This is a genomic window from Ensifer adhaerens (genome assembly GCF_001270265.1).
Classification (GTDB): Bacteria; Pseudomonadota; Alphaproteobacteria; order Rhizobiales; family Rhizobiaceae; genus Ensifer; species Ensifer adhaerens_B.
Map to the genome: position 1 here is coordinate 34,029 of NZ_LGAP01000012.1, position 21,257 is coordinate 55,285.

Consider the following 21,257-nt stretch of genomic DNA (forward strand, 5'->3'; position numbering starts at 1 on the left):
GAGACAGCAATTCCATTTCCAGCGAACTGTCCGGCATAGGAAAGGCCAAGGGCCGCGGTTCTGCTGACATCGAAATCGAGACGGCGGTGTCCCCAGTAATACGACGCGCGAATGCAGGACATGGACGAGGCGGGCGGGCTGATTGCGCGCGCCGCCAACCGCCACCTCGGCAAGTCCGATCGGGAAGCGGCCGGCGTTCTGTCGGCCGCGCAACGTCCCACCCATTTCCTCGACAGTCCGCGCATGACCGCCGTACTCGGCCGATCGGATTTCCGCTTCGCCGATCTCAAGCGCATCAACGCGACCGTGTTTCTGGTCCTGCCGCCTGATCGGCTCTCTACCTATTCCAGGTGGCTGCGGCTGCTGATCACCCAAAGCCTCACCGACATGGCGCGCGAGCCCACCTCCCCCGCTCGGCCCGTGCTCTACCTGCTCGACGAGTTCGCCGCTCTCGGGCACCTGGCGCCGGTCGAACGCGCCATGGGCCTCATGGCCGGCTATGGCGTCCAGCTCTGGCCGATCCTCCAGGATACCCATCGGCTGCGCGCCACCTATGGACAGCGCGCCGGCACCTTCCTGTCAAATGCCGCCGTCCTTCAGGTCTTTGGCGTCAATGATATCGAAACCGCCGAGCTGATTGCGCGCTCGATCGGAAAGACGGATGCGCACTACATCACCAGGTCCTGGAGCGAGGGCAAGAACTCGTCGTCCGAGCACATCTCGGCTCGTGATCTCATCAATGCCGATGAAATCATGCGGCTACCGGAAGACGGGATGATCCTGCTGAGACAGGGGCAGCGGCCGGCCTGGGTCAAAAGGCTTCGATATTATGCCGATCCGGAGTTCAAAGGAGCGTTCGATCCGACGTGAGTGATGAGACCCTCAACCGCTTTACCCTCTATGATACGGTGATCGCCTGGGCGAACCGCCTGCCCTTCGGTTTGGCGGGATAGGCCTTCACCTGCAGTCTCGCGACGGCTGATAGGGTGTGCCGCGACCTGAAGGCCGGTATGGCCGGCGCAAACATGGCGAGCTTCGGCTTGCCGGAAACGCAGGTCTGCGAGATCAACGACAGCGGCTACGGCCATGAAGGCGGCATCGAAGGCATGGCCGAATACGAGGTCACCAAGTTCATAGCCCAAGCCGCGCTTTGATAGTCTACCCTCCGCGGTGCTGACGATCCTGAGAGGAAACAGCAGGCGGTATGCACCCCCTCAGGCGACGTCAACGAGACTTACGCGAAGGTCATTGATGACGGTGGCAAGTCCACGCGCTCCGATCAGCTGTACGAGGCGCACGGCGGCAAGCTTCGAGACCGCTCGGTCAAAGATCGCGAGGTTCGTATGTCCATTCAGGCGAGATGGGTAGATGATGCCGTCCGGCTTGGATCCGTGTTCATGAATCGCAAGCGACCACGCCCGCGCTAGGCTCTGGCGAGAAGATTTAGCGACATCCGTCGGTACGCCCATCCTGATCGCATGATCGTCGCGCAGATCGACAAGGTGGAGATCCGCGTTTGTCTCGATCTCCGCGTAGCGCCGGGCGTAAAGTTCTTACTCCTCGATGGGAAGGTCCCCGATGAGGCCGTCGCGCCGGTCGCGCAGGACTGCTTCCAGGAAACAGACCTTGAGCGTATCGCCAAGATAAAGGACGCCAAACCGTTTGGCAGCGTCACGCCGGCGAGGATCGCTGAATCGGCTCGGCGTCTTTCCATAGCCCAACGGATCTGGGAAGGCGCTTCCATAGATGCGTCCAAATTGGCGCCCGGCGGGAACGATCTCGATATCGAGCGGGAAATTCTCAAAAACCGCCGGCAGCTTGATTGCAGGCATTTAGCGAAAATCACCCCGGGCAACGCTTTCGGCCGCTGCGACTACGTCGTCGTCCTGGCCGCGTTTCAGCGCATCGAGCCCCGTCTGCTCATCCAGAGCGCCATGCGGCGTAGCCAGGAAACGGTAAACCGCCCATGCGCTGCCCAGGACCTCATGCAGCTTCGGGAGCACAGCATAGGGCCGTCCGTCCCGGTCGAGTTGCCATGCCGGAAAGCGGAAGCCGCGTTTGGCGCCGTCGAGCCCCAGAACCTGTCCATTCTGACGCTTGGTGTTGACGGTGACACGCGACACGCCGAGCAGATCGGCGAATGCTTCCGCGCTCAGCATGTCGTCCTCGGCGAGGATTTCCGCCACGCGACGTCGACCGCGCTCCCGCGCCGTCGCCAGCGCGGCCTGCAGCTCGTCATCGGGATCGGCCACCGCTTCGACCGGAAACGCATCCTCTCGAAGCGCGGGCTCTTCCTCGACGACTGAAATCGTCTGCGCTCCGGCCAGCGGGTCCACGACCACGCGGAAGCTGACCTGATGGCCAGCCTTCCGGCTCAGTTGAACCGCCTTGGCATACTGCCTGATAAGGGCCTTCTCGAAATCGGCCTTCCGGGGCAGCTTCATCGAGAGTGCGACGTTGGAAGAACCGCTGTCTACTGCTTTCGTGACGGACATGGCTTCAGCCCTCCTGCCCCACTATTTAGGCGCGGAGCGATAGTTCGTCAAGTTCGTTAAGTTTGCAAACACCGTGCGATGCCGATCCGGAAATCAACGGCAAGTTGGATCCAGCATAACTGACAACATCTATCCCGAATCTTGGTTCACCCTCAGCGCCATCATCGACAGCAATTCGGAGATCAGGAAGCGTATAGTGCTGAGCTATCAGGAAGCCGAGTTGCGAGTCGCAACCAGTCCAGTGGACAATGGCGACGCCCGCCCTCGCATCATGGCCTGCTTCAAGCGCTTCGATCGCTATAAAGCCGCAGGCGCTTTTGCCTGCACCGGATGGATGCTGAAGCCGTTTAGGAACAGGTCGAGGAACAAAATCTGCCGGGATGGAGAAAGCTACGAAGGGTCCAGGCGAGCAAGCTTTGCCTTTCGGCGAGCACCCCTCACCTTGCGAAGCTCGAAATTGCGGTTGGGCAGATCCAACGTCCATTCCGGCGCAAAGCCGATGCCGAGACCGGCGGAGACTGGAGAGACCAGGGAGAAAGTGTCATCACAGGTGTCGGTGACCCGTTCCGAAGGACGTCGCAACGGCGCTCTAGAACGGTGATCCTGCACCGGCAGTCTCGCAGCGCAGGAAGGCCGCTTTAGATTCGCTCAGGAACTTCTATACAAAGAACACGGGCTGCTCCGCGATGATGGTTACACGCCCGCCGACCGCGATAAAAGCGTTCAAGCTGCAACATTGACATGTCTTCGGAGCAAGTCAGACGAATGCTGAACAGAAACCAGTTATCGGACCTCTCGATTTTCCTAGTGATCGTCCAGTATCGCAGCTTTCGAAAGGCGGCCGATCATCTGGACGTGACGGTGTCGGCACTCAGCCATCGCATGAAGTCCCTTGAGGAACGACTGGGCGTCCGCCTTCTCAACCGCACAAGCCGCAGTGTCGCCCCGACCGCTGCGGGGGAGGCGCTCGCCGAGAAAGTAGCCGCGGGCCTTGGCCTCATCAATTCAGGCCTGGAGGAGCTGCAGGCGCAATCCGAGGGAGTTGTCGGAAGTGTCCGCGTCAATGTTCTGCGCGATGCGGTGCCTCTGCTTTTGAGCCCGGTACTGCCAATTTTCGCACAAAGATATCCGAACATTGAACTGGAAATCGCCGTCGACGACCATTTCGTCGACGTTACGGGGGAAGGCTTTGATGCCGGGCTTCGCTACAGCGGTACTATCCCGGAGGACATGATCGCGATGCCGTTGACTTCGCCCTTGCAATGGATCGCCGTCGGATCACCGGACTATTTCGCTCGCCATGGCCGACCCGTGGTGCCGGAGGATCTGAACAGGCACAGATGCATCCGCATCCGAACCGGACGTGGCCAGATCTATCACTGGGAATTTGAGCGTGGCGAGGATCGTCGCCAAATCGAGGTACCAGGGTCGATCATTTCCGGCGCAACCGACCTCGCCGTCGGTGCGGCGATCAACGGCGCTGGCCTCGCCTATTGCCTGGAAAGGCTGGTTCGTCCTCACCTTCAGGCAGGACGCCTCGAAATCGCGCTGCCGGAATGGTCATCGGTCGGCCCTCCCCTTTCGATCTATTACTCCAGCCGGCGCCAGCGCCCCTTCGGCATCAGCGCGCTCATCCAGACAATTCGGGAAAGCGAGCAGCTGGCATAGGCTGCATCACACACCATCCTTGAGCAAAACTCAACGATCCATTGATGCTGGCGGCATTGATTCAACGTTCGTGGCGCAATAGGTCCGGTCTCGACAATCGCGCAGCTCCGAAGAGCCCTGCGATTCTACGTCGAGGTGATAAAAATGTATGCTGCAGCTCCGAACAGAAACGATGACGTCAATTATCGCCAGTGCGGGCGTTCAGGCCTCAAGCTTTCGCCGATTTCGCTTGGGTTATGGCAGAACTTCGGCGGCACGGACTGCTTCGAAGCCGGCCGCGCCATCATCCGGCGTGCATTCGACCGTGGCATCACCCACTTCGATCTCGCCAACAATTATGGCCCGCCATACGGATCGGCTGAGGAGAACTTCGGCTCGATCCTGAAGAAAGACTTCGGACATCACCGTGACGAGATGGTGATCTCCTCCAAAGCCGGCTGGGACATGTGGCCTGGCCCTTATGGATCAGGCGGCTCCCGGAAGCATCTTCTCGCCTCACTGGACCAGAGCCTGCGGCGGATGCGTCTGGACTATGTCGATATCTTCTACTCGCACCGGCCGACCACGGATGTGCCGCTCGAAGAGACTGTGGGTGCGCTCGTGCAGATGGTCCGGCAGGGCAAGGCGCTCTATGTCGGCATCTCGTCCTATGGTCCTGAAAGGACGCGCGAGGCGGAGCGCATTCTTCGCGCCGAGGGCGTGCCGCTGCTGATCCACCAACCCTCTTATTCCATGCTGAACCGCTGGATCGAGGACGGACTTCTAGACACACTGGGCGCGCTCGGCGTGGGTTGCATAGCCTTTTCGCCGTTGGCCCAGGGACTGCTGACCTCGAAATATCTGAACGGCATCCCGGATGACGCGCGAGCGGCCAAAGCCGGTTCCTTTGATACGCGCCTCTTGACCGAGGATAACCTGTCTCGCGTCCGGGCTCTCGACGCCATTGCGAAACGTCGGGGTCAGTCACTGGCCCAGATGGCGATCGCCTGGACTTTGCGTGATCCTCGGATCACCTCGGCGCTGATCGGCGCGCGCACCATCGCCCAGCTCGACGACTCTCTCGATTCTCTTAACAATCTGGAGTTCTCCCCGGAGGATCTGCAGGAAATCGACCACCACGCCACAGAAGGTGGCATCGATCTTTGGCGCAGCGTCAGCAAGGAAGCGTGAGCCAAACGGCCGAAAGGACACAGACATGCTCGACGGGCTCGCATTTGCCAGGTTGATCGAGTCCCGCAGCCGGCAGGACCACGAACGCTGGCGCCGCGATCAGGACGCGTATTATCAGGAATTCGCGGCCGATCCGCCGGCGCTCATCGTCGCAATCGTCCGCGCACTGAGCTTCCTCGCTTCACACCGGCCAGCGCGACACGCACAGGAAGCCGCCCCCTGCCGGGCAGGCGGATCGCCGGCGCAATAGCAGCGGGGGAATTTCCGAAGACGGAAAGAATCGGAGGTCAAATGAACAAGCGTATCGTGTTTACCGGCGGGAGCGGCAAAGCAGGCCGCCACGCAGTCTCCTATCTGGCGGACAGGGGATACAAGGTTCGCAACCTCGATCTCGTCTCGCTGAGCTGTCCGGGCGTCCAAACGCTGATCACAGATCTCACCGACAGCGGCCAGACGTTCAATGCCTTGTCGATGCATTTTTGCGGTGAGGGTCTCCAGGCTGGAGGTGGACCGGATCCGGTTGATGCCGTGGTGCATTTCGCGGCGATTCCGAGCCTCCTGCTTCAACCGGACAATCGAACCTTCGAGGTCAATACGATCTCGACCTACAACGTCATAGAGGCAGCGGTGAAACTTGGCATCCGAAAGGTCATTATCGCTTCCAGCGAAACGACCTATGGCGTGTGCTTTGCCGAGGGAGATAAGGATTTCCATTCGTTCCCACTTGAAGAGGACTATGACATCGATCCGATGGACAGCTACGGCTTGTCCAAGGTTGTCAATGAGAAGACGGCCCGAGCGTTCGCGATGCGCAGCGGCGCCGACATTTACGCCCTGCGGATCGCCAACGTCATCGAACCGCATGAGTACGCCCGTTTTCCGGGTTTCCTCGCCGACCCAGCATCGCGCAAACGGAACGCTTGGAGTTACATCGACGCCCGAGATCTGGGGCAAATCGTCGACCTTTGCCTGCAAGTCGACGGCCTTGGCTTCCAGGTCTTCAACGCAGTCAATGACACGATCACGGCGACCACGCCAACCCGCGACTTTCTGAGCCGTTGGGCTCCGAACACACCCGTCGTTCGAGAACTCGGCGAGTTCGAGGCACCTCTCTCGAACCGCAAGATTCGTGAGGTTCTTGGATTCAAGGAAGAACACAATTGGCGCAAATATGTGCCTGGCGTGTGATCTCTTTCGGCACGTCGGAGCATCACGGTGAGGGCAGTGCCAGTCATTACCTCCGAGGAAATCATCAAAACCACCAAAGTGTCCGACCCGATCGCGCCCTAAGCTTCGTGGACGGATTCCGAGCAATGGAAGAAGGAAGACAATATGACAATAGAAGCAACGGTCTCCGGCATTCCGCAGATCGGCTACGGTACGTGGAACCGATCTGCGGAAGAAGCTTATCAGGGTGTCATCTGGGCGCTGGAAGCGGGTTGTCGGCACATCGATACCGCCCAGGGCTACAATAACGAGCAGCACGTCGCCCGCGGGATCAAGGACGCCGGTGTGCCACGCAACGAAATCTTCATCACGACAAAAGTGAAGCCCGAAAATTACGGACCGGGCGCCGTCATGCCGTCGGTCATGGAGAGTTTGGAAAAGCTTCAGACGGATCAGGTCGATCTGCTCCTTCTGCACTGGCCATCACCCCACAACAAATATGCACTTGCCGACTACGTCGGCCAGCTTGCGGAAGTCTTCGACGCTGGCCTCGCCAAGCGGATCGGCGTTTCGAACTTCACGAAATCGCTGATAGATGAAAGCATCCGCCTGCTCGGGGACCGCACGATCACCACCAATCAAGTGGAGTGCCATGTCTACATGCAGAACCAACCGATCATCGATCATTGCGAAAGTCTCGGCATTGCCATCACCGCCTATTCGCCGTTGGCGCGCGGTGCTGTCGTCGGCGACCCGGTTCTCGAAGAGATCGGCAAAACGCACGACGCCACGGGCGAGCAAATCGCCCTCGCCTTCCTGATGGCCAAGGGGCACATCGTCATACCCTCTTCCGGCAAGAAGGATCGCATCGTTTCGAATTTCGACACACGCAAGATCACGCTCACGCCAACCGAGATCAAACGGATCGAAGCTCTGGAAAAGGGCATGCGGCTGGTGAACGGCGACTGGTGCCCGGTTTGGGACCTGTGACGCCCAAAGAGTGCGTACCACGAGTGCCGCTCGCAGCTGGTCCGGCCAAGGCCGAATGCTGGCCCGAGACGCACAGAACAGACTGATCAAATTCAATGCTGTCATTTGCGGTCGAGCGGACGACGCGGAGTTCTACGTCACCTGCGAACACGGCCATGAAGGCATCGTCGCGAAGCATCGCGAAATGTTGCCACGCGAAAGCCGACAAATGCAGAAGCAGGAGAGACACATGACTATCCAGAAAGCCGCAACATCCGCCGCAACGGCGTTACCCACACGCCGCCTCGGGCGCACCGACATGGAGATCACGGGCGTCGGGTTCGGTGCCTGGGCCATCCGCCGTGCCCTCTTTCAACGCATCCTCGAACTCCTCGCGCAGGATTTCGACCGCACGGGCGAGTTCCCGCCTCTTGGCATCAGGCAGGTGTTCAAGGCTGGAGTTCATCATCGTCAAAAGGCAACTTTCGCTTCACAGGCGGCTTCGCCCCGATCATAATCACTCAACCGCCGCGCGCAACCCGGGCCGGTCGAGTTCCACCATGCCAGGTCCGATTTCGAATGGATAAAGGCAGGGGACGTGGTGCCAAGCCGCGTCGCCGTGATCACGGCGCTCTTGAAGAAATCGAATCCAAAAACCTGCAGTTGGTCGCACGGCTCGACCTACATTCACGGACAAAATCGAATTCTGGATGAACATGCAGACCAGCTTCGACCTCAAGACAGAGGAAATCGCCCTTCACGACGAACTTGAGTTGATCCCAGAAATTTAGATGGCGGCATAGCTGGTGGTCACGCCGCTGAGGCACCGTAGGGAACCAAAGGCGGATTTCGGTCGATACATTATGCAATCTTCGAAGAACGCATTGAGGCCGGCCTGACAACGCCTACGTGAGCTCCGGCGTCGTAATCGAAGGTGCGACCATGAAAAATGCCTGAAGCATCGTCTACGCAACGCAAGGTCTAATCCTCAGGGCGGATCAGCCCTGACGGATCCAGGTGAACGGACCGGGATTCCTTTTGGCTTTAACCGCCGACCTTGAGATTGGTCCCGTTCTCCTGAGCCTGTGCCCGTAGAAAGCGGGATAATGGTGCGGCCACTGAACGTGGCGACCGGATGTGAGGTTGTACAGGCCCGAGAATGGACCGGTAAAGCTCTGGGCTCAGACCGTGGATCCGATTACGAGGGAAAAATCGATGCCGCCTGAATGAACCATTGACAAAATTCCTGATGTGAAAGGAATCGAGCCGAAGATCGGCCACCTTCGGATGGCGTAAAACAGGAGCGCGATTGCGAATCTGTATCGTGCGGTGATACATGTTGGTTGACTTTCACCAGTATCACCATATGATACAAGCATTAAGAGCCAGACGTGATCAGGTCATTTAAGGACGCTAAAACCGAAGCTGTTGCACGCGGCAAAGCCCCCAAAGGCTTTCCTTCAGACATCATGAGGTCGGCCGTCCGTAAATTGACGATCCTGAACAGCGCAGCCGCTCTCGACGACCTGCGTTCCCCTCCGGGAAATCGACTTGAAGCCCTTAAGGGCGATAGAGAAGGCCAACATTCGATCCGGATCAATGATCAGTGGCGCATATGCTTCGTATGGACAGATGCCGGTATCGAAGACGTCGAAATAGTTGACTACCATTGAAGGCCAATCGTAGCACACAGGGAGCTTGAGATGACCCATATCCTTCCACCGGTCCATCCGGGCGAAATCCTCCGCGAGGAGTACCTACTTCCTCTGAACATGAGCGCCGGTTCACTGGCGAAAAAGCTCAATATCCCTCGCACCCGCATCGAACGAATAGCGGCGGAGCAAACACCGATATCGACGGACACCGCTCTGCGTCTCGCCAAGTATTTCCGCACAACGCCGGAATTTTGGATGAACATGCAGACCAGCTTCAACCTCAAGACAGAGGAAATAGCGCTTCATGGTGAACTGGAGTTGATCCCGGAAATCGATAGAGCGGCATAGCCGGACCCTGCCCCCAGTACGGCACATTCCAGTCGATACATTATGTAATTCTTTGCGGACGAAATGAGAACGCCCCCCGTGCACGCTGGGGCTGCCCTATCGATTCCTCCTGGATCGGCGAGCGCGTCATTGTCCGCAATATGCAGCGCTCGTCGAATATCGTCTAAGCGAGCCGAGCAGCCATCGAATTGAACTGAGCGACATCCACTTGACGCGGTTTTCCGGTTTTTTTTGCGCCTGCCTGCCGTGGCCCTCTCGGCTGATGCCTTGACAGACGGCAGGATAGTTATAATGTTTGTGCATAAACATTATAACTGCGACAAGCTATAATGTTTTCGCAAACTCATTATAACCGAGACCTTGACGATGAGAGATGTCGATCTTGTATTCCGGACGATGTTCGCGGAACTCGCCCAGCAGACGTTGGACGCGCAATGGCAGTCTGACTTTCCGCTCGAGGGCCGCTTTGTCACCGTCCCGGTGAAAGGCAAAGACTATTTCTATTTCGACATCCCTACTCCCCAGGGCAAGGACAAGCGTAGCTATGTTGGCCCCGCAACTGATCCCGAGATCGCAGCGCGTGTCAGGCGACATCGCGAGATCAAGGACAACATCAAGGAGCGGCGCCGATTGGTGTCCACCCTTCTTCGCTCGGGAGGCATGTCGGCTCCCGATCGGTTCGCCGGCGATGTCACGAAGGCGCTCGCGGATGCTGGGTTCTTCCGTCTGCGTGGCGTCCTCGTTGGCTCGGTTGCCTATGGCTGCTACTCGGGCGTCCTTGGCGTCCGGTTGCCCACGACGGCAATGCAGACTGGCGATGCCGACCTGGCTATGGATTTCGCGATCTCTCAGGAGGTCGATGACAGCCTGCCTCCGATCTTGGGTATCTTGGAGGCTGTCGATCCCTCGTTTCGGGCCGTTCCCCATCAGGCCGACAAGGCGCGTGTGACCGCATTCGTCAACCGGACCAATTACCGGGTCGAATTCCTGACGGGCAACCGGGGGTCGGATGAATACACGGGCAAGCCTTCGCCCATGCCCGCTCTCGGCGGTGCCTCGGCGGAAAACCTCCGGTTTCTCGACTACCTGATCTACGAGCCGGTGCGGACGGTGCTGCTCCATCGGGAAGGCGTGAGCGTGAACGTGCCTGCTCCCGAACGGTATGCCGTCCACAAGCTCATTGTGGCTTCAAGGCGGCTCACGGACGCGCTCGGGCGGGCGAAGCGGAACAAGGACCTCCTGCAAGCGGCCACGCTCTTCGAGGCCATGATCCAAACCCGGCAGGGCGACCTCTTGGCAGACGCATACCAGGAGGCATGGGATCGGGGGGCCTCGTGGCAGGAAGGCCTTGCGGCAGGCATCGCGCTGATGCCTGATAACGGTAAGGAGGCGCTGGCAGGCGCCCTCGGTGTGGAAGTCAACGCTCTCGGCAAAGGGTAGCGGCATGACAGCGGTGATCGTGTCATATTTCGATACACGCGGCATAGCCGACATTGGGTAAGCTTTACTCCGTAGGTGAGCCCCGCTCTGTGAATCGAGTGAGCCACTGATCCGTGCAGGCGCTATTGACGGCACAATCGCTGATGCGTATAGCACCAAATAATCTTGAGTATTATACTCATGATATGTGCAACGCAAAAACCGAGCGTGAGGCCAGACCGCATGGAATATTGCACGGCACTGTATTTTTCCTGGGGTGTACTTCTCGGAGGAACGACGCTGGCGCTCCTGGCGCTCGTCTCGGCAGCCACGCGCGGTGATCGTCAGCGATCGGTGCTGGGGCTGGCGCAAAGCTGCCAACAGGGGCATCGATCGTCGGGATCATCATTGGCGTCGGCGCGACGCAGCGCTTCGGTCTCGCCGTTGCGTTCCCCCCTCGTTGCCGGCCTTTACGGCCTTTCAAGTCTCGTGGCGCTGGGTCTATGGCTCAAATCGCGCCCTACAATGAATAAAGGAGAACTGTCTTGAGGAGAAAACCTTCGGTGCTGTGCGCCGTGATCGCGGCCCTTGCCTTGATGACACTAAACTCATGGATGGCATTTGCCAGCGAGCCGGCAAGAGCTCCGCAAACACCAACCACCGTCACCGACATCACAGGCCGCGAGGTGACCGTGAACGTGCCGGTCAAGCGCATGCTTCTCGGCGAAGGACGGCAGCTCTATCTCATCGCGTCGCTGGAGCCGCAGGATCCCTTGGCACGCATCGTCGCGTGGCGCAACGACCTGATCGAGGCCGACCCCGCGACCTATGGCCAATATCTCGAAGCCTTTCCGGGGCTCGCGACGCTGCCGGCCTTTCCGGGCCAGGAGAACGGGCTGATCGACATCGAATCGACCATCGTGCAGAAGCCCGATGTGGTTTTGCTCAATCTCGGGGCTAGGCGGGCTAACGAAGACGCCCAATATATCGAGAAGCTGGCGGCGTTGAAAATTCCGGTCCTTTACATCGACTTCCGCCATTACCCACTGAAGAACACGGAGCCGACCATCCGTCTGCTCGGCAAGATCATGGGGCGCGAGGCGCGTGCGGAAGAGATCATCACGTTCCGCCACCAGGCCATGGCCCAGGTCACCGACGTCATCGCGCGCGAGAAACCGACGCAGCCCAAGGTTTTCATCGAGCGCATCGGCGGCTATTCCGAAGATTGTTGCCTTTCGTTCGGCGCAGAAAACTTCGGCAAATACGTCGAGCTTGCCGCCGGCCACAATATCGGCAGCGACTTCCAGCCGAGCACCTTCGGACAACTTAATCCCGAGCAGGTCGTCGTTTCCAATCCTGAGCATGTGGTCGTGACCAGCGCCAACTGGCAGGCCTATGTGCCCGGCGGCCACTGGATCCCGCTCGGTCCGGGCGCCGATCCTGAGGAGATGCGCACGAAGCTCGAATGGTTCACCACCCGCGATGCCTATACCGGGATCGCCGCGCTGAAGACGCGGAACTTCCATGGCATTTGGCACCAGTTTTACAACAGCCCTTACGAGTTCTTCGCGGTCCAGCAATTGGCGAAATGGTTCCATCCAGACCTCTTCGCCGATCTCGATCCGGACGCGACTTTCGCCGAATATCACCGCCGCTTCCTGCCCATTCCCTATAAGCCGGGTTATGCCGTGAGCCTTGCGGGCAGCGCGGATTGATCAATTGGCGGGGCGGCTCACGATGGCGCCGCCCCGGTCCACTCAAGGCAAATGTCCTAACGCGGTTCGGCGGGGCCCTTGCAGATTTGATAGAGGGCGAACCGCGTGATACACCCTCTGCCCTGCCGGGCAGAGGGTGCCGCGGGCACCATGTGGAGGTGCTATCCGCGCGCCCCCCATCAGATCGAGGTGCGGCACCCATCAGAAATCGGTCGTCATCGAGACCTTCACCGTCAGCGGTGCACCTTGCGAAATCGTGCCGAAACTCGCGACGCCGGACCAGTAGTCGAGGTCAAAGACATTCTCGACCTCGGCCCGGAACGTGACCGGCTTTTGATTGATCTGGGTCAGATACCGGGCGCCGAGGTCAAGCCGCGTCCAGGAGGGGATTTCCTGGGTATTGGCGGTGTTCACATATTGCTCGTCGGTGTGGATGACGTTGCTTGTTAGCGTCAGGCCCTCCATGAAGGGCGTGTCCCACTCCGCACCCAGATTGACCTGCACCGACGGTACGCCGATCGGTGTGTTGCCGCGGGTCGCAGCGCTGCTGGTCTTCGTCAGTTGGCCCTCAATGAAGGTCACGCCGCCGAGCACCCGGATCTCGGGCTTCACTTCGCCGAAGATGTTGAGTTCGACGCCGCGATTGCGCTGTTCGCCGCCTTCTACGAAGACGAGGCCGCCGCTGCGGGCCTCAAGCTGACCGAAGGGCTTTTCGATCTGGAACGCGCTGACGGTCACCGCCACGCGGCCGAGGTCGACCTTCGTGCCTATCTCGTATTGCTTGGACCGATAGGGCGCGAGCGTTTCACCTGCATTGATCGCCGTCGTCGGGGCGCTGTCGCCGACGCTCAAGCCCTCGACGTAATTCGCGTAAAGCGCAACATTCTCCCAGGGCCGCACCACGATACCGACCAGCGGTGTAAATGCGTCCTCGTCGGATGCGGTGGTGACGGCACCGGTCGCCGGGCTGTAGTTTTCGGTGTCGATGCGCTGCCAGCGTCCACCGAGCGTCAACTGCAGGCGCTCGTCGAGCATCGACATCGTGTCGGAAAGCGCGACGCCGTAGAACGTGTTCTCTGAGACCCGCGGCACATGGGTGGGTTGCGGGACGTTCTGCCTCGGGCGCGGAAGCGGATCAAAGAGATTGGTAAGCTGGGCGGTTCCCGAGTTCGAACCGCGGGCGAGGCTCTGCTCAAGGCCGCTGACCTGGAAGGTCACGGTATGTTCTGCGGCTTCCGTGTCGAAGGTGGCACGCACGCCCGTCTCCGCCGTCAGCCGGTCGACATCGAACACGAAGTTCTGCGGCGTGATGCCGACGCTGCCGGCCGAGTTGAGAAGGGTCGGCGTGCCGAAAAGGCGCTCGACGCGCGAGTTGCCGCCGCCGACGGCAGCAAATAGCGTCACGTTGTCGCTCAGGTCATATTCGACCCGGCCCAGCCACGACAGATCCTCGCTCTTTGACCATTCCCATGGCTCCTGGACATTGGAACGCCCGTCCGGCGCGTCGGGAATTTCTATGCCCGCAACCGGAAAGAATGGACGTTGTGGAGCGTCGAAGTCTTCCCGCTGGCCGATGACGTCGAGCGTCGCCCTGAATCCTTCGCCTTCATAGTCGAGCGCGAGCGCGCCGACCGCCACGTCGCGCGATTGATTGTCGATCCCGGTGTCGCCGCCGCGATAGCTGCCGTTGAAGCGCACGCCGAACTGACGCTCATCACCGAACCGGCGACTGAAGTCCAGGTGGCCGCCGCCATAGAGATCCGAAGCGTAGTCGGTCGTAACCCGCGTCAGGTCGACATCCCCGGCGCGTTTCGGCACGACGTTGATGGCGCCGCCGACGCTGCTGTTGGGCGAGATGCCATAGAGCAGGGCGGTCGGCCCCTTCAGCACCTCGACGCGCTCGGCATAGTCGGTGAACAGGCGATAGGTCGGAGCAACACCGTAGACACCGTCAAATGCAACTTCGCCGAAGTTACCCTCATTGATCGGAAAACCCCGGATATAGAACGAATCCAGCATGCCGCCGGAGGCATGGGTGCTTCTGACCGAAGGATCGTTGGCCAAAACATCGGCCACGGTCCGCGCACCCTGATTTTCGATCGTCTGCGCGGTGTAGCTGGTGATATTGAACGGCGTGTCCATGAAGTCGCGATCGCCGAGCAAGCCCACGCGACCGCCACGCGCTACCTGGCCCCCGGCATAATCTTCCGGCTCATTACCGATTGTCGCCGTCGACGAGCCCGCCGTCACCTCGATACGCTCTAGCACCGTTGCATCTTGCGCCAGAGCAATACGGCTTACCGTCGCCAGCAAAACAGCCAGCGATCCAACACGCAGTTTCATCCATAGCCCCCTGTAACATATTGACCAAGAACACTTTGGTTGGCCCCGCAGGGCGCTGAATGTCGTTGGCTCGAAGGGTGCTAAATAACATGACTATCATTGTCAAGATATTCAAAGGCGGCAGTGCGGAAGCGTCCCTAAGTCGCTGTTTCTCGACACCGCGTAACGTTCAGGTTTCGAAAGGTTAGCGCAGCCCCTGCCCGTTCCTCGCCGAGCGTCGGTACCTTCCCTGAATTGAAGGCGGTAGTGGTGGTGCTGGAACAATCTCGATCATTTCCCAATCGGAAGGCCTGATGAGGTCGTCGACCTGATTGCCCAATTTGCAAAGCACGTGTTTTAGACACTCTCAACGGCTGTACCTGCCGCCGAACTGCGGCTTCCACCAGCCAGCCAGCGTTGCGCGGCAAGCCACAGTCCCGATAACTGCGGCCTCAGCGCCCATTCCAGTCGATACATTATGCAACTTCAGAGGTCTAAAACAGGAACCCGTACTTCCGTCGAATGGACACATTGAATGCCGGCATACAGCGGGTGTTCGACGCCGAGCGGCTCACGCCGACGTCTCCCAAGGGTTGATGACGGAGGCGTCTGTGTCTTCGAAATCCTTGACGTTGCGTGTGACAAGGATGAGATCGTGGACGATCGCGGTCGCGGCGATCAACCCGTCGATATCGCCGCGGGGGCGGATTGCCGCGATGCGGCCCCATTCGACTGCGATTTGGTCGGTTATCGGCAAAATGCGGTCGCCATGGTCGTGGCGCAGCTTGCGCAGCCATTCGGTGAGGTGCGCGGCAGTCTTCGGATCCGACCTCTGTTTCAGGGCAATGCCGCGCATGATGTCGCCGAGGGTGAGCGCACTCAGGTGGATGCTGAGCGGATCGACAGAGCGCAGCCAGGACACCGCCTGCGGCGTGCCGCGTCGCGCCTCTGAGACGATGTTGGTGTCAACCAGATACATCAGAAGGCCACATCGCGGCTTGGCGTCTTGACGCGTACATTCACCGCATCAGCGAGCTGATCGTCCCAAGCGGGACCGCCAAGCAGATCATCGACCAGCGTTGGCCGGCCGGCGCGCAGAGCGTCGTAGTCATGAACGGACAGCACGACGGCCGTGCGCTCACCGCGCAGCGTGACAATCTGCGGCCCTTCATGGCGCGCCTTCTGCACCACCTTCGAGAATTGGTTCTTGGCGTCCTGCAGTTGCCATTCCATAGTTTCGCTCCAAGTTGGCTAGACTGTCTAGCTATATAGTCCTGTTTGTCTGCCATTGAAAGTGCCAATGTACCACGCGGCCGATCGACGGCCTGCGCGCGACGCCGCACGATCGGCGATCTCGATTGTCCGTCCGCGCGGACGACTAATCTGCCTCACGTCATGGAACGACGGCTACCGAAAATCCCACGCCGTCGTTTCCAGACGATACATTATGCGATCTAAAAAGCACATAATGTACATTCTAATTCGAAGTGCGACATGCCAATGATTTCAATGGTTTCCCCTTGGAGATTTTTGGATGTCACGATGCTATTCGCAGCTGAATCTGGCTGATCGACGCCGCCTCTGCCACTTTGTCGAACGCAAGGTGCCGATCAATGAAATGGCGCGCCAACTCGGTCGTCACCGCTCGACGATCTATCGCGAGATCAGGCGCAATACATTCCACGATCGCGAGCTGCCTGAATATGGCGGCTACTTCCCAACGGTTGCTGACGACATCCGCAAAGAGCGGCGGCGCGCTGCGCGTGCGTTGCCGCCTGGAAGATCGCGCGCTTGTCGTCTGACAGGACGCGCATAATCAGCAGCAGCCCATAATGTGAAGGAAATACGCGATTAGATGAAGCGGATCATCTGCGCGGATCGTTGCGGGGAGGATTTTGCGGCCACACCTGAGATTTGCCGAACATGAGCATGAACGCTAAGTCTAAGCGTTGATGGCGAAGATCAAAAAATCCGACTCGACCAATGCCCCAGTTCTTCGACTGCAGATCGCAGCGCTTCCCTATCGCATTGCAGAATCGGGCAACGTCGAAATCCTGATGATCACCTCGCGTGACACGGGTCGTTTCATCATACCGAAGGGCTGGCCAAAGAAACGCAAGAAGAAATCCGACGCAGCGGCGACTGAAGCTTATGAGGAGGCTGGCATCGTCGGCAAAGTGGGACAAAAGCCAATCGGCAGCTATACTTACTGGAAGCGTGGCGTCGGCGAATTCGAACGACTCCAAGTGTTTGTTCATCCGCTCCAGGTGACCAAGCAGCGCACGGAGTGGCCCGAGAAAGGGCAGCGAAGAATGGCTTGGCTTTCGGCTGACGATGCGGCACTCCTCGTCGATGAGCCGGAACTTGCATCTCTCATCCGCACGTTCACGGGCGTTTCCCGCTGATCACACCTGTTGGGCCGCCAACCGAACGCCTCTACCCACGCCGTACCGATGTCCACCTGAAGGGCAGTGGTGGTCGGTGAGACAGCTCGACTGTTTAGATAATGGATGTAATCCATGATGGGGGAATAATAGGCCTGAGTGCCACCGTGACGGATGAGCGCGCCGGTATTACGGAAGAAGTGATCCGCATGCTCGATCCGCTCCACTGGGTCGGGCACCGGTGCCGGCCGCTCATAGTAGATGTCGGGCAATCCATCGATGTGCTGCATGTTGAACACTGAATAGGCCTTGAGAAAAGGGATTTCCTTATCGACTTCATTGCCGTGACCATCGGCCTCCGATTTGGTGAACCGGCTGGCGAAGACGACGGTCGATCCGGTTTCGCCCTTTCGAACAGCCGCGCCAAGCTCCAAGGCTTGCTTGAAGGTTATCCAAATCGGCGAGGAGAAACCTCGCGCCATACCCTCGGACCAGAGAAGCAGCACGTTCATGCCGGAATAGGGCAGGCCATTGTGCCTGAGCGGCCGGGTGATGCGCCCATCCGTGATTGCCGCACTCCACGGCTTCATCCAGGGACGAACGCCTTGTTCGAGATCCGCCACGATCCGGTCGGTGATCCGGGTATAGATGTTGCTGCGCTCGCCGGTCGTCTTCTTGCTCATTGCCATTCATCAGTTTTTGCTTATTATAAGTTATGACTTATGATTACTCAGGCATCGTCGCCCTGTCAGATCCGACCCGCCGCGCCATCTTCGAACTCGTGGCTGGGCAACCACGGTCTGTTGCGGAACTGACGCGCGCTCTCCCAGTCAGCCAGTCGGCGGTGTCCCAGCATCTCAAGGTGCTCAAGGATGCCCGGCTGGTATCCTCGGAATCGAAGGGAACTCGGAACATCTATCAGATCGACCCCCACGGCCTGGCTCAGATGCGGGCTTGGTTGGACACTCTGTGGGTCGATGCGCTCGACAGTTTCAAATCAGCGGTGGAACAGAAAGAGGAGTGAACAGACATGGACCAGATAATCGCGCCCGCGCCCGTCCGGCGTTCGGTGACTGTGAACGCGGACAGGCTGCGCGCTTTCGAGGTGTTCACGGCGTCTATTGGAACATGGTGGCCACGCACGCACACCATCGGCGCGTCGCCGCTGTCGGCCGCGTACATCGAACCCCGCGAGGGCGGGCGATGGTACGAGGTCGGCGAAGACGGCTCGGAGTGCCAATGGGGAGACGTGCTCGCGTGGAACCCGCCGGAGAGACTCGTGCTTGCATGGCGCATCGGTGCGGACTGGAAGTATGACCCGTCACTCCTCACCGAAGTCGAAGTGACGTTCTCAGTTGTAGAAGACGGTATCACCAAGGTCTCGCTCGAACACAGGAAACTGGAGAACTACGGAGCCGCGGCCGAGGCCAGCCGAAGCGTGTTCGATTCGGAGCAGGGCTGGCCAGGCATCCTGGCGAGGTTCGAAGACGCCGTCCATGAAGCAACGTCGGTTTGAAAGTCTCAAGCCCCTACTCGGTCGCCGCTGGCCGCGTTAGACCACGCTCGCGGCGGCCGAGCCGTAGCAGCGCGAGCACCGTCACGAAGAGCCAGGGCAAGAGCGCAAGGTTCGGAGCGGAGAGGAAACGTCGCTTATATCGCCGGGTTCTTGGACATGGCGCGTCGCGACCCGTCGCAGGCATGGTCTTCGACGGTGAGCTAGCTACGTCAATTTTGACTTCGTGTTCTCGATCATACTGGCGATGAGGAGGACGGGGGCAGTCTTCTGCGCGATGGCCGCATCCGCTGGAACGTCGACGGCGAAGCCGACGGCCTCGAGCGCATTCCTCATCTCGTCCAGGGCCGGGAAGTGGTAGACGTCCGAAGGAAACGCATTTACCGCCTGGTTGGCATTTGTACGAAACAACAACGCCAGACGTCCACCAGGTTTCAGGACACGAGCGATTTCGCCGAACGAGCGGCTGAGATCGGGCCAGAAATAAACCGCATGGACGCACAGAGCCTTGTCGAAGGCGGCGTCCGGAAATGGCAGAGCGTCGACCCCAGCGATCACCACCTGGACCCTGCCGGATGGGATCAACTGTCCGCAATGCCGGATGGCGATGGCTGCCATCAGATCGGACGGATCGGCTCCCGACACTTTGCCAGTCGAGGCGAGCGTTGCGAGTTCGGGGAGGCTGCGGCCATGTCCGCAGCCGATGTCCAGCACATGGTCGGTCGGCTTGACGTCAAGCGCGTCGATCGCGCGTCGGTTGTCGCCCTTCGTTTCGTGCGACATAATGAACGCGATGAGCCTGCCCACCAGTCCGGTCGCGTTCCGGGCCTGCTCGGCGATGAAGCGTGGCCTCCTCAAGATAGTCCTCCTCCCTGGACGTCATGAATTCCGTGCCAAAGCTACCACAACGATGGACCTTGCGTACGGCTCAACACGGAGACGGTCATCGCACCGCCGTTCCCGCCGTCTCGACAGCCAGACCAGCTGCCTTCCACTGCGGGAAGCCTTCCTCCAAGCGATGGACGTTGAACCCCCGTTTGCGCAGGATGGCCTCCGCTTCGAAGGCGAAGACGCAATAAGGGCCGCGGCAGTATGCGACGATCTCTCGATCCTTCGGCAGCTTCGTCAGGCCTTGCAAGAGTTGCTCGATCGGCATGCTGAGCGCGCCGGGAATGTGGCCGAGCAGGAACTCGTCTTCAGGCCGCACGTCGAGCACCGTGACCGTCCCGTCCTTGAGCTTGGAAAGCAATTCCTCCCGCGATACGGCGTCTAGCGTCTCTGACGAGCGGAAATAGTCGGCGACGATGTGCCTGACCTCGGCGTCGTTCCGCTCTCCGACGGCGCCGATCGCCCGCATCAAAGCGACGACCTCGGTCTCGCCAGCGAGGCTGTAGAAGACGTGTTTCTCCCGCCGCTGCGCGATGACGAGGTGGGATCGCCGCAGCACCTGCAGATGCCGCGAGGTGTTGGCGAAGGTCAGCCCGGTCAATGCGACCAGCTCTTCGACGGTGCGGGTCCCCTGAGCAAGGTGCTCCAGAAGTTCGATGCGGTGCGCATGGGCAAGTCCCTGCGCGATCTCAGCGAGGCGGGCAAAGACTGCTTTCTTCGCACTTGACAATTCATTCCTCCCGGCTCAATCATTCGCGATATTAGTTGAATGACTCTATCACGGCAACGGGAGGCTCGCAAGCTCATGATCGTCAGACAGTTCCTTCACACCGATCCGGTGGGCATTTCCTATCTTCTCGGCTGCGGTGGCCGAGCTTCCGGGGCGGTGATTGATCCGGTCGGCGATATCGGGCCCTATATCCGCTCCGCTGAAAAGCCCGGAATGCGTATCCTCTATGTCATCGACACCCACATCCATGCGGACCACATCTCCGCAGGGCGGGCGTTGGCCGATGCCACTGGAGCCGAATACGTGCTGTCGGAGAAGGCGAACGTCGGCTTGCCGTTCAAGGCCGTCCGGGACGGCAACGAACTCGAACTCGGCAATGTCGTCCTCAAGGTTCTGCACACGCCAGGACACACGCCGGAGCATATTTGCCTTCTCGTGACGGACCGGACACGGGCGCAGGAGCCGTGGTTCGTGGTGACGGGGCATACGCTCATGGTGGGCGATCTCGGCCGAACAGAGCTCGCCGTCAGTGCCGAGGAAGGCGCGAAAGACCTCTTCCGCAGTATCCAGAGGCTGAAGGCACTTCCCGACTATCTCGGCATCATGCCCGGCGCCTATGCGGGGTCGGTATGCGGACGGAGCCTGAGCGGCAACCCGTCATCGACGATCGGCTTCGAAAAGCAGTTCAACAAGGCGTTCCGGATCGAGACCGAAAGCGAGTTCGTCGCGTTCATGACCAAGGACATCCCGCCCGCTCCGCCGCAGGCAGCGGAATTGCGGGCGATAAATTCCGGCGTCCTTGCGACGGCCTGAT

At 59.7% G+C, this 21,257-nt stretch carries 20 protein-coding genes and 6 pseudogenes; 16 read left to right on the plus strand and 10 right to left on the minus strand.

The features are described from left to right. Positions 1 to 108: 108 nt before the first annotated feature. Both AC244_RS18205 and AC244_RS37190 read left to right on the plus strand, forming a co-directional pair. A pseudogene (locus AC244_RS18205) lies at positions 109 to 870 on the plus strand (type IV secretory system conjugative DNA transfer family protein); the annotation flags it as partial. 140 nt (positions 871 to 1,010) lie between these two features. Then, on the plus strand, positions 1,011 to 1,154 hold the full coding sequence (locus tag AC244_RS37190) for a hypothetical protein (protein ID WP_161807878.1): 144 nt from the start codon (positions 1,011 to 1,013) through the stop codon (positions 1,152 to 1,154). A gap of 60 nt (positions 1,155 to 1,214) precedes the next feature. Here AC244_RS37190 and AC244_RS35450 read toward each other — a convergent pair. The 3 genes and pseudogenes from AC244_RS35450 to AC244_RS38155 form a co-directional block, all read right to left on the minus strand. Beyond that, positions 1,215 to 1,832 (minus strand): annotated as a pseudogene (locus tag AC244_RS35450) (RES family NAD+ phosphorylase). After that, positions 1,833 to 2,495: an XRE family transcriptional regulator gene (locus tag AC244_RS18220; protein ID WP_053250242.1), complete on the minus strand. Its 663-nt coding sequence runs from the start codon at positions 2,493 to 2,495 to the stop codon at positions 1,833 to 1,835. It abuts the pseudogene before it with no gap. 390 nt (positions 2,496 to 2,885) lie between these two features. After that, positions 2,886 to 3,047: pseudogene (locus AC244_RS38155) on the minus strand (LysR family transcriptional regulator); the annotation flags it as partial. 213 nt (positions 3,048 to 3,260) lie between these two features. On the opposite strand from AC244_RS38155, the gene AC244_RS18225 reads away from it, so the two are divergent. From AC244_RS18225 to AC244_RS18245, 5 genes are all read left to right on the plus strand, one after another. Next, positions 3,261 to 4,163, plus strand: a complete 903-nt coding sequence (locus AC244_RS18225) for a LysR family transcriptional regulator (protein ID WP_053250243.1) — start codon at positions 3,261 to 3,263, stop codon at positions 4,161 to 4,163. Positions 4,164 to 4,307: 144 nt separating this feature from the next. Next, positions 4,308 to 5,333 carry an L-glyceraldehyde 3-phosphate reductase gene (gene mgrA, locus AC244_RS18230; protein WP_053250244.1) on the plus strand — a complete coding sequence of 342 codons (1,026 nt, stop codon included), beginning with the start codon at positions 4,308 to 4,310 and terminating at the stop codon, positions 5,331 to 5,333. Positions 5,334 to 5,358: 25 nt separating this feature from the next. Beyond that, positions 5,359 to 5,583: a hypothetical protein gene (locus AC244_RS18235; protein ID WP_053250245.1), complete on the plus strand. Its 225-nt coding sequence runs from the start codon at positions 5,359 to 5,361 to the stop codon at positions 5,581 to 5,583. Between the two features lie 41 nt (positions 5,584 to 5,624). Next, complete coding sequence (locus tag AC244_RS18240) at positions 5,625 to 6,521, plus strand: NAD-dependent epimerase/dehydratase family protein (protein WP_053250246.1); 897 nt, start codon at positions 5,625 to 5,627, stop codon at positions 6,519 to 6,521. 144 nt (positions 6,522 to 6,665) lie between these two features. After that, entirely contained in the window at positions 6,666 to 7,490 is an 825-nt protein-coding gene (locus AC244_RS18245; RefSeq protein ID WP_053250247.1) for an aldo/keto reductase, read from the plus strand. A 334-nt stretch (positions 7,491 to 7,824) separates the two neighbouring features. Here AC244_RS18245 and AC244_RS38160 read toward each other — a convergent pair. Further along, positions 7,825 to 7,935 (minus strand): annotated as a pseudogene (locus tag AC244_RS38160) (nucleotidyltransferase); the annotation flags it as partial. Between the two features lie 925 nt (positions 7,936 to 8,860). Here AC244_RS38160 and AC244_RS35470 point away from each other — a divergent pair. The 4 genes from AC244_RS35470 (at position 8,861) to AC244_RS18275 (ending at position 12,606) form a co-directional block, all read left to right on the plus strand. Then, positions 8,861 to 9,142, plus strand: a complete 282-nt coding sequence (locus AC244_RS35470) for a type II toxin-antitoxin system RelE/ParE family toxin (protein ID WP_082366907.1) — start codon at positions 8,861 to 8,863, stop codon at positions 9,140 to 9,142. 30 nt (positions 9,143 to 9,172) lie between these two features. Next, complete coding sequence (locus tag AC244_RS18265; RefSeq protein WP_053250250.1) at positions 9,173 to 9,472, plus strand: HigA family addiction module antitoxin; 300 nt, start codon at positions 9,173 to 9,175, stop codon at positions 9,470 to 9,472. 366 nt (positions 9,473 to 9,838) lie between these two features. Continuing rightward, complete coding sequence (locus AC244_RS18270; protein WP_053250251.1) at positions 9,839 to 10,912, plus strand: GSU2403 family nucleotidyltransferase fold protein; 1,074 nt, start codon at positions 9,839 to 9,841, stop codon at positions 10,910 to 10,912. A gap of 575 nt (positions 10,913 to 11,487) precedes the next feature. After that, on the plus strand, positions 11,488 to 12,606 hold the full coding sequence (locus tag AC244_RS18275; RefSeq protein ID WP_053250358.1) for an ABC transporter substrate-binding protein: 1,119 nt from the start codon (positions 11,488 to 11,490) through the stop codon (positions 12,604 to 12,606). Positions 12,607 to 12,807: 201 nt separating this feature from the next. Here the strand turns inward: AC244_RS18275 and AC244_RS18280 are convergent, their stop codons facing one another. The 3 genes from AC244_RS18280 to AC244_RS18290 all read right to left on the minus strand — a co-directional run bounded on the left by AC244_RS18280 (position 12,808) and on the right by AC244_RS18290 (position 16,161). Then, a complete protein-coding gene (locus AC244_RS18280; RefSeq protein ID WP_053250252.1) occupies positions 12,808 to 14,949 on the minus strand; it encodes a TonB-dependent receptor in 2,142 nt (713 codons plus the stop codon). 550 nt (positions 14,950 to 15,499) lie between these two features. Beyond that, on the minus strand, positions 15,500 to 15,907 hold the full coding sequence (locus tag AC244_RS18285; protein WP_053250253.1) for a type II toxin-antitoxin system VapC family toxin: 408 nt from the start codon (positions 15,905 to 15,907) through the stop codon (positions 15,500 to 15,502). Further along, positions 15,907 to 16,161, minus strand: coding sequence for a type II toxin-antitoxin system Phd/YefM family antitoxin (locus AC244_RS18290; RefSeq protein WP_053250254.1), 255 nt, complete (start codon positions 16,159 to 16,161; stop codon positions 15,907 to 15,909). The genes AC244_RS18285 and AC244_RS18290 overlap by 1 nt, the downstream gene beginning before the upstream one ends. 301 nt (positions 16,162 to 16,462) lie before the next feature. On the opposite strand from AC244_RS18290, the pseudogene AC244_RS18295 reads away from it, so the two are divergent. Together AC244_RS18295 and AC244_RS38170 are read left to right on the plus strand one after the other, a co-directional pair. Beyond that, positions 16,463 to 16,699, plus strand: a pseudogene (locus AC244_RS18295) (helix-turn-helix domain-containing protein); the annotation flags it as partial. 286 nt (positions 16,700 to 16,985) lie between these two features. Then, positions 16,986 to 17,249 (plus strand): annotated as a pseudogene (locus AC244_RS38170) (NUDIX hydrolase); the annotation flags it as partial. Here the strand turns inward: AC244_RS38170 and AC244_RS18305 are convergent. Continuing rightward, positions 17,183 to 17,995 (minus strand): ArdC family protein, encoded by an 813-nt coding sequence (locus AC244_RS18305; protein ID WP_234716970.1) that lies wholly within the window; start codon positions 17,993 to 17,995, stop codon positions 17,183 to 17,185. The pseudogene AC244_RS38170 and the gene AC244_RS18305 overlap by 67 nt on opposite strands. Before the next feature lie 32 nt (positions 17,996 to 18,027). Here AC244_RS18305 and AC244_RS18310 point away from each other — a divergent pair, with 32 nt between their 5' ends. Continuing rightward, positions 18,028 to 18,336: an ArsR/SmtB family transcription factor gene (locus AC244_RS18310; RefSeq protein ID WP_053250257.1), complete on the plus strand. Its 309-nt coding sequence runs from the start codon at positions 18,028 to 18,030 to the stop codon at positions 18,334 to 18,336. Between the two features lie 6 nt (positions 18,337 to 18,342). Next, on the plus strand, positions 18,343 to 18,828 hold the full coding sequence (locus tag AC244_RS18315) for an SRPBCC family protein (protein ID WP_053250258.1): 486 nt from the start codon (positions 18,343 to 18,345) through the stop codon (positions 18,826 to 18,828). 204 nt (positions 18,829 to 19,032) lie between these two features. On the opposite strand, the gene AC244_RS18320 is transcribed toward AC244_RS18315, so the two are convergent. Together AC244_RS18320 and AC244_RS18325 are read right to left on the minus strand one after the other, a co-directional pair. Further along, positions 19,033 to 19,683, minus strand: a complete 651-nt coding sequence (locus tag AC244_RS18320) for a class I SAM-dependent methyltransferase (protein ID WP_053250259.1) — start codon at positions 19,681 to 19,683, stop codon at positions 19,033 to 19,035. 85 nt (positions 19,684 to 19,768) lie between these two features. Continuing rightward, complete coding sequence (locus AC244_RS18325) at positions 19,769 to 20,443, minus strand: ArsR/SmtB family transcription factor (RefSeq protein ID WP_053250260.1); 675 nt, start codon at positions 20,441 to 20,443, stop codon at positions 19,769 to 19,771. 75 nt (positions 20,444 to 20,518) lie between these two features. Here AC244_RS18325 and AC244_RS18330 point away from each other — a divergent pair, with 75 nt between their 5' ends. Then, on the plus strand, positions 20,519 to 21,256 hold the full coding sequence (locus AC244_RS18330; protein ID WP_053250261.1) for an MBL fold metallo-hydrolase: 738 nt from the start codon (positions 20,519 to 20,521) through the stop codon (positions 21,254 to 21,256). The last annotated feature ends 1 nt before the right edge of the window (position 21,257 follow it).

What these genes read in the sequence shown, in the direction of transcription:
- AC244_RS18270 (WP_053250251.1), top strand. Translation starts at nt 9,839, where the DNA reads ATGAGAGATGTCGATCTTGTATTCCGGACGATGTTCGCGGAACTCGCC.
- AC244_RS18225 (WP_053250243.1), top strand. Translation starts at nt 3,261, where the DNA reads ATGCTGAACAGAAACCAGTTATCGGACCTCTCGATTTTCCTAGTGATC.
- AC244_RS18290 (WP_053250254.1), bottom strand. Translation starts at nt 16,161, where the DNA reads ATGGAATGGCAACTGCAGGACGCCAAGAACCAATTCTCGAAGGTGGTG.
- AC244_RS37190 (WP_161807878.1), top strand. Translation starts at nt 1,011, where the DNA reads ATGGCCGGCGCAAACATGGCGAGCTTCGGCTTGCCGGAAACGCAGGTC.
- AC244_RS18305 (WP_234716970.1), bottom strand. Translation starts at nt 17,995, where the DNA reads ATGAGCAAGAAGACGACCGGCGAGCGCAGCAACATCTATACCCGGATC.
- AC244_RS18280 (WP_053250252.1), bottom strand. Translation starts at nt 14,949, where the DNA reads ATGAAACTGCGTGTTGGATCGCTGGCTGTTTTGCTGGCGACGGTAAGC.
- mgrA (WP_053250244.1), top strand. Translation starts at nt 4,308, where the DNA reads ATGTATGCTGCAGCTCCGAACAGAAACGATGACGTCAATTATCGCCAG.
- AC244_RS18315 (WP_053250258.1), top strand. Translation starts at nt 18,343, where the DNA reads ATGGACCAGATAATCGCGCCCGCGCCCGTCCGGCGTTCGGTGACTGTG.
- AC244_RS18275 (WP_053250358.1), top strand. Translation starts at nt 11,488, where the DNA reads ATGACACTAAACTCATGGATGGCATTTGCCAGCGAGCCGGCAAGAGCT.
- AC244_RS18220 (WP_053250242.1), bottom strand. Translation starts at nt 2,495, where the DNA reads ATGTCCGTCACGAAAGCAGTAGACAGCGGTTCTTCCAACGTCGCACTC.
- AC244_RS18265 (WP_053250250.1), top strand. Translation starts at nt 9,173, where the DNA reads ATGACCCATATCCTTCCACCGGTCCATCCGGGCGAAATCCTCCGCGAG.
- AC244_RS18240 (WP_053250246.1), top strand. Translation starts at nt 5,625, where the DNA reads ATGAACAAGCGTATCGTGTTTACCGGCGGGAGCGGCAAAGCAGGCCGC.
- AC244_RS18285 (WP_053250253.1), bottom strand. Translation starts at nt 15,907, where the DNA reads ATGTATCTGGTTGACACCAACATCGTCTCAGAGGCGCGACGCGGCACG.
- AC244_RS18330 (WP_053250261.1), top strand. Translation starts at nt 20,519, where the DNA reads ATGATCGTCAGACAGTTCCTTCACACCGATCCGGTGGGCATTTCCTAT.
- AC244_RS18310 (WP_053250257.1), top strand. Translation starts at nt 18,028, where the DNA reads ATGACTTATGATTACTCAGGCATCGTCGCCCTGTCAGATCCGACCCGC.
- AC244_RS18235 (WP_053250245.1), top strand. Translation starts at nt 5,359, where the DNA reads ATGCTCGACGGGCTCGCATTTGCCAGGTTGATCGAGTCCCGCAGCCGG.
- AC244_RS18245 (WP_053250247.1), top strand. Translation starts at nt 6,666, where the DNA reads ATGACAATAGAAGCAACGGTCTCCGGCATTCCGCAGATCGGCTACGGT.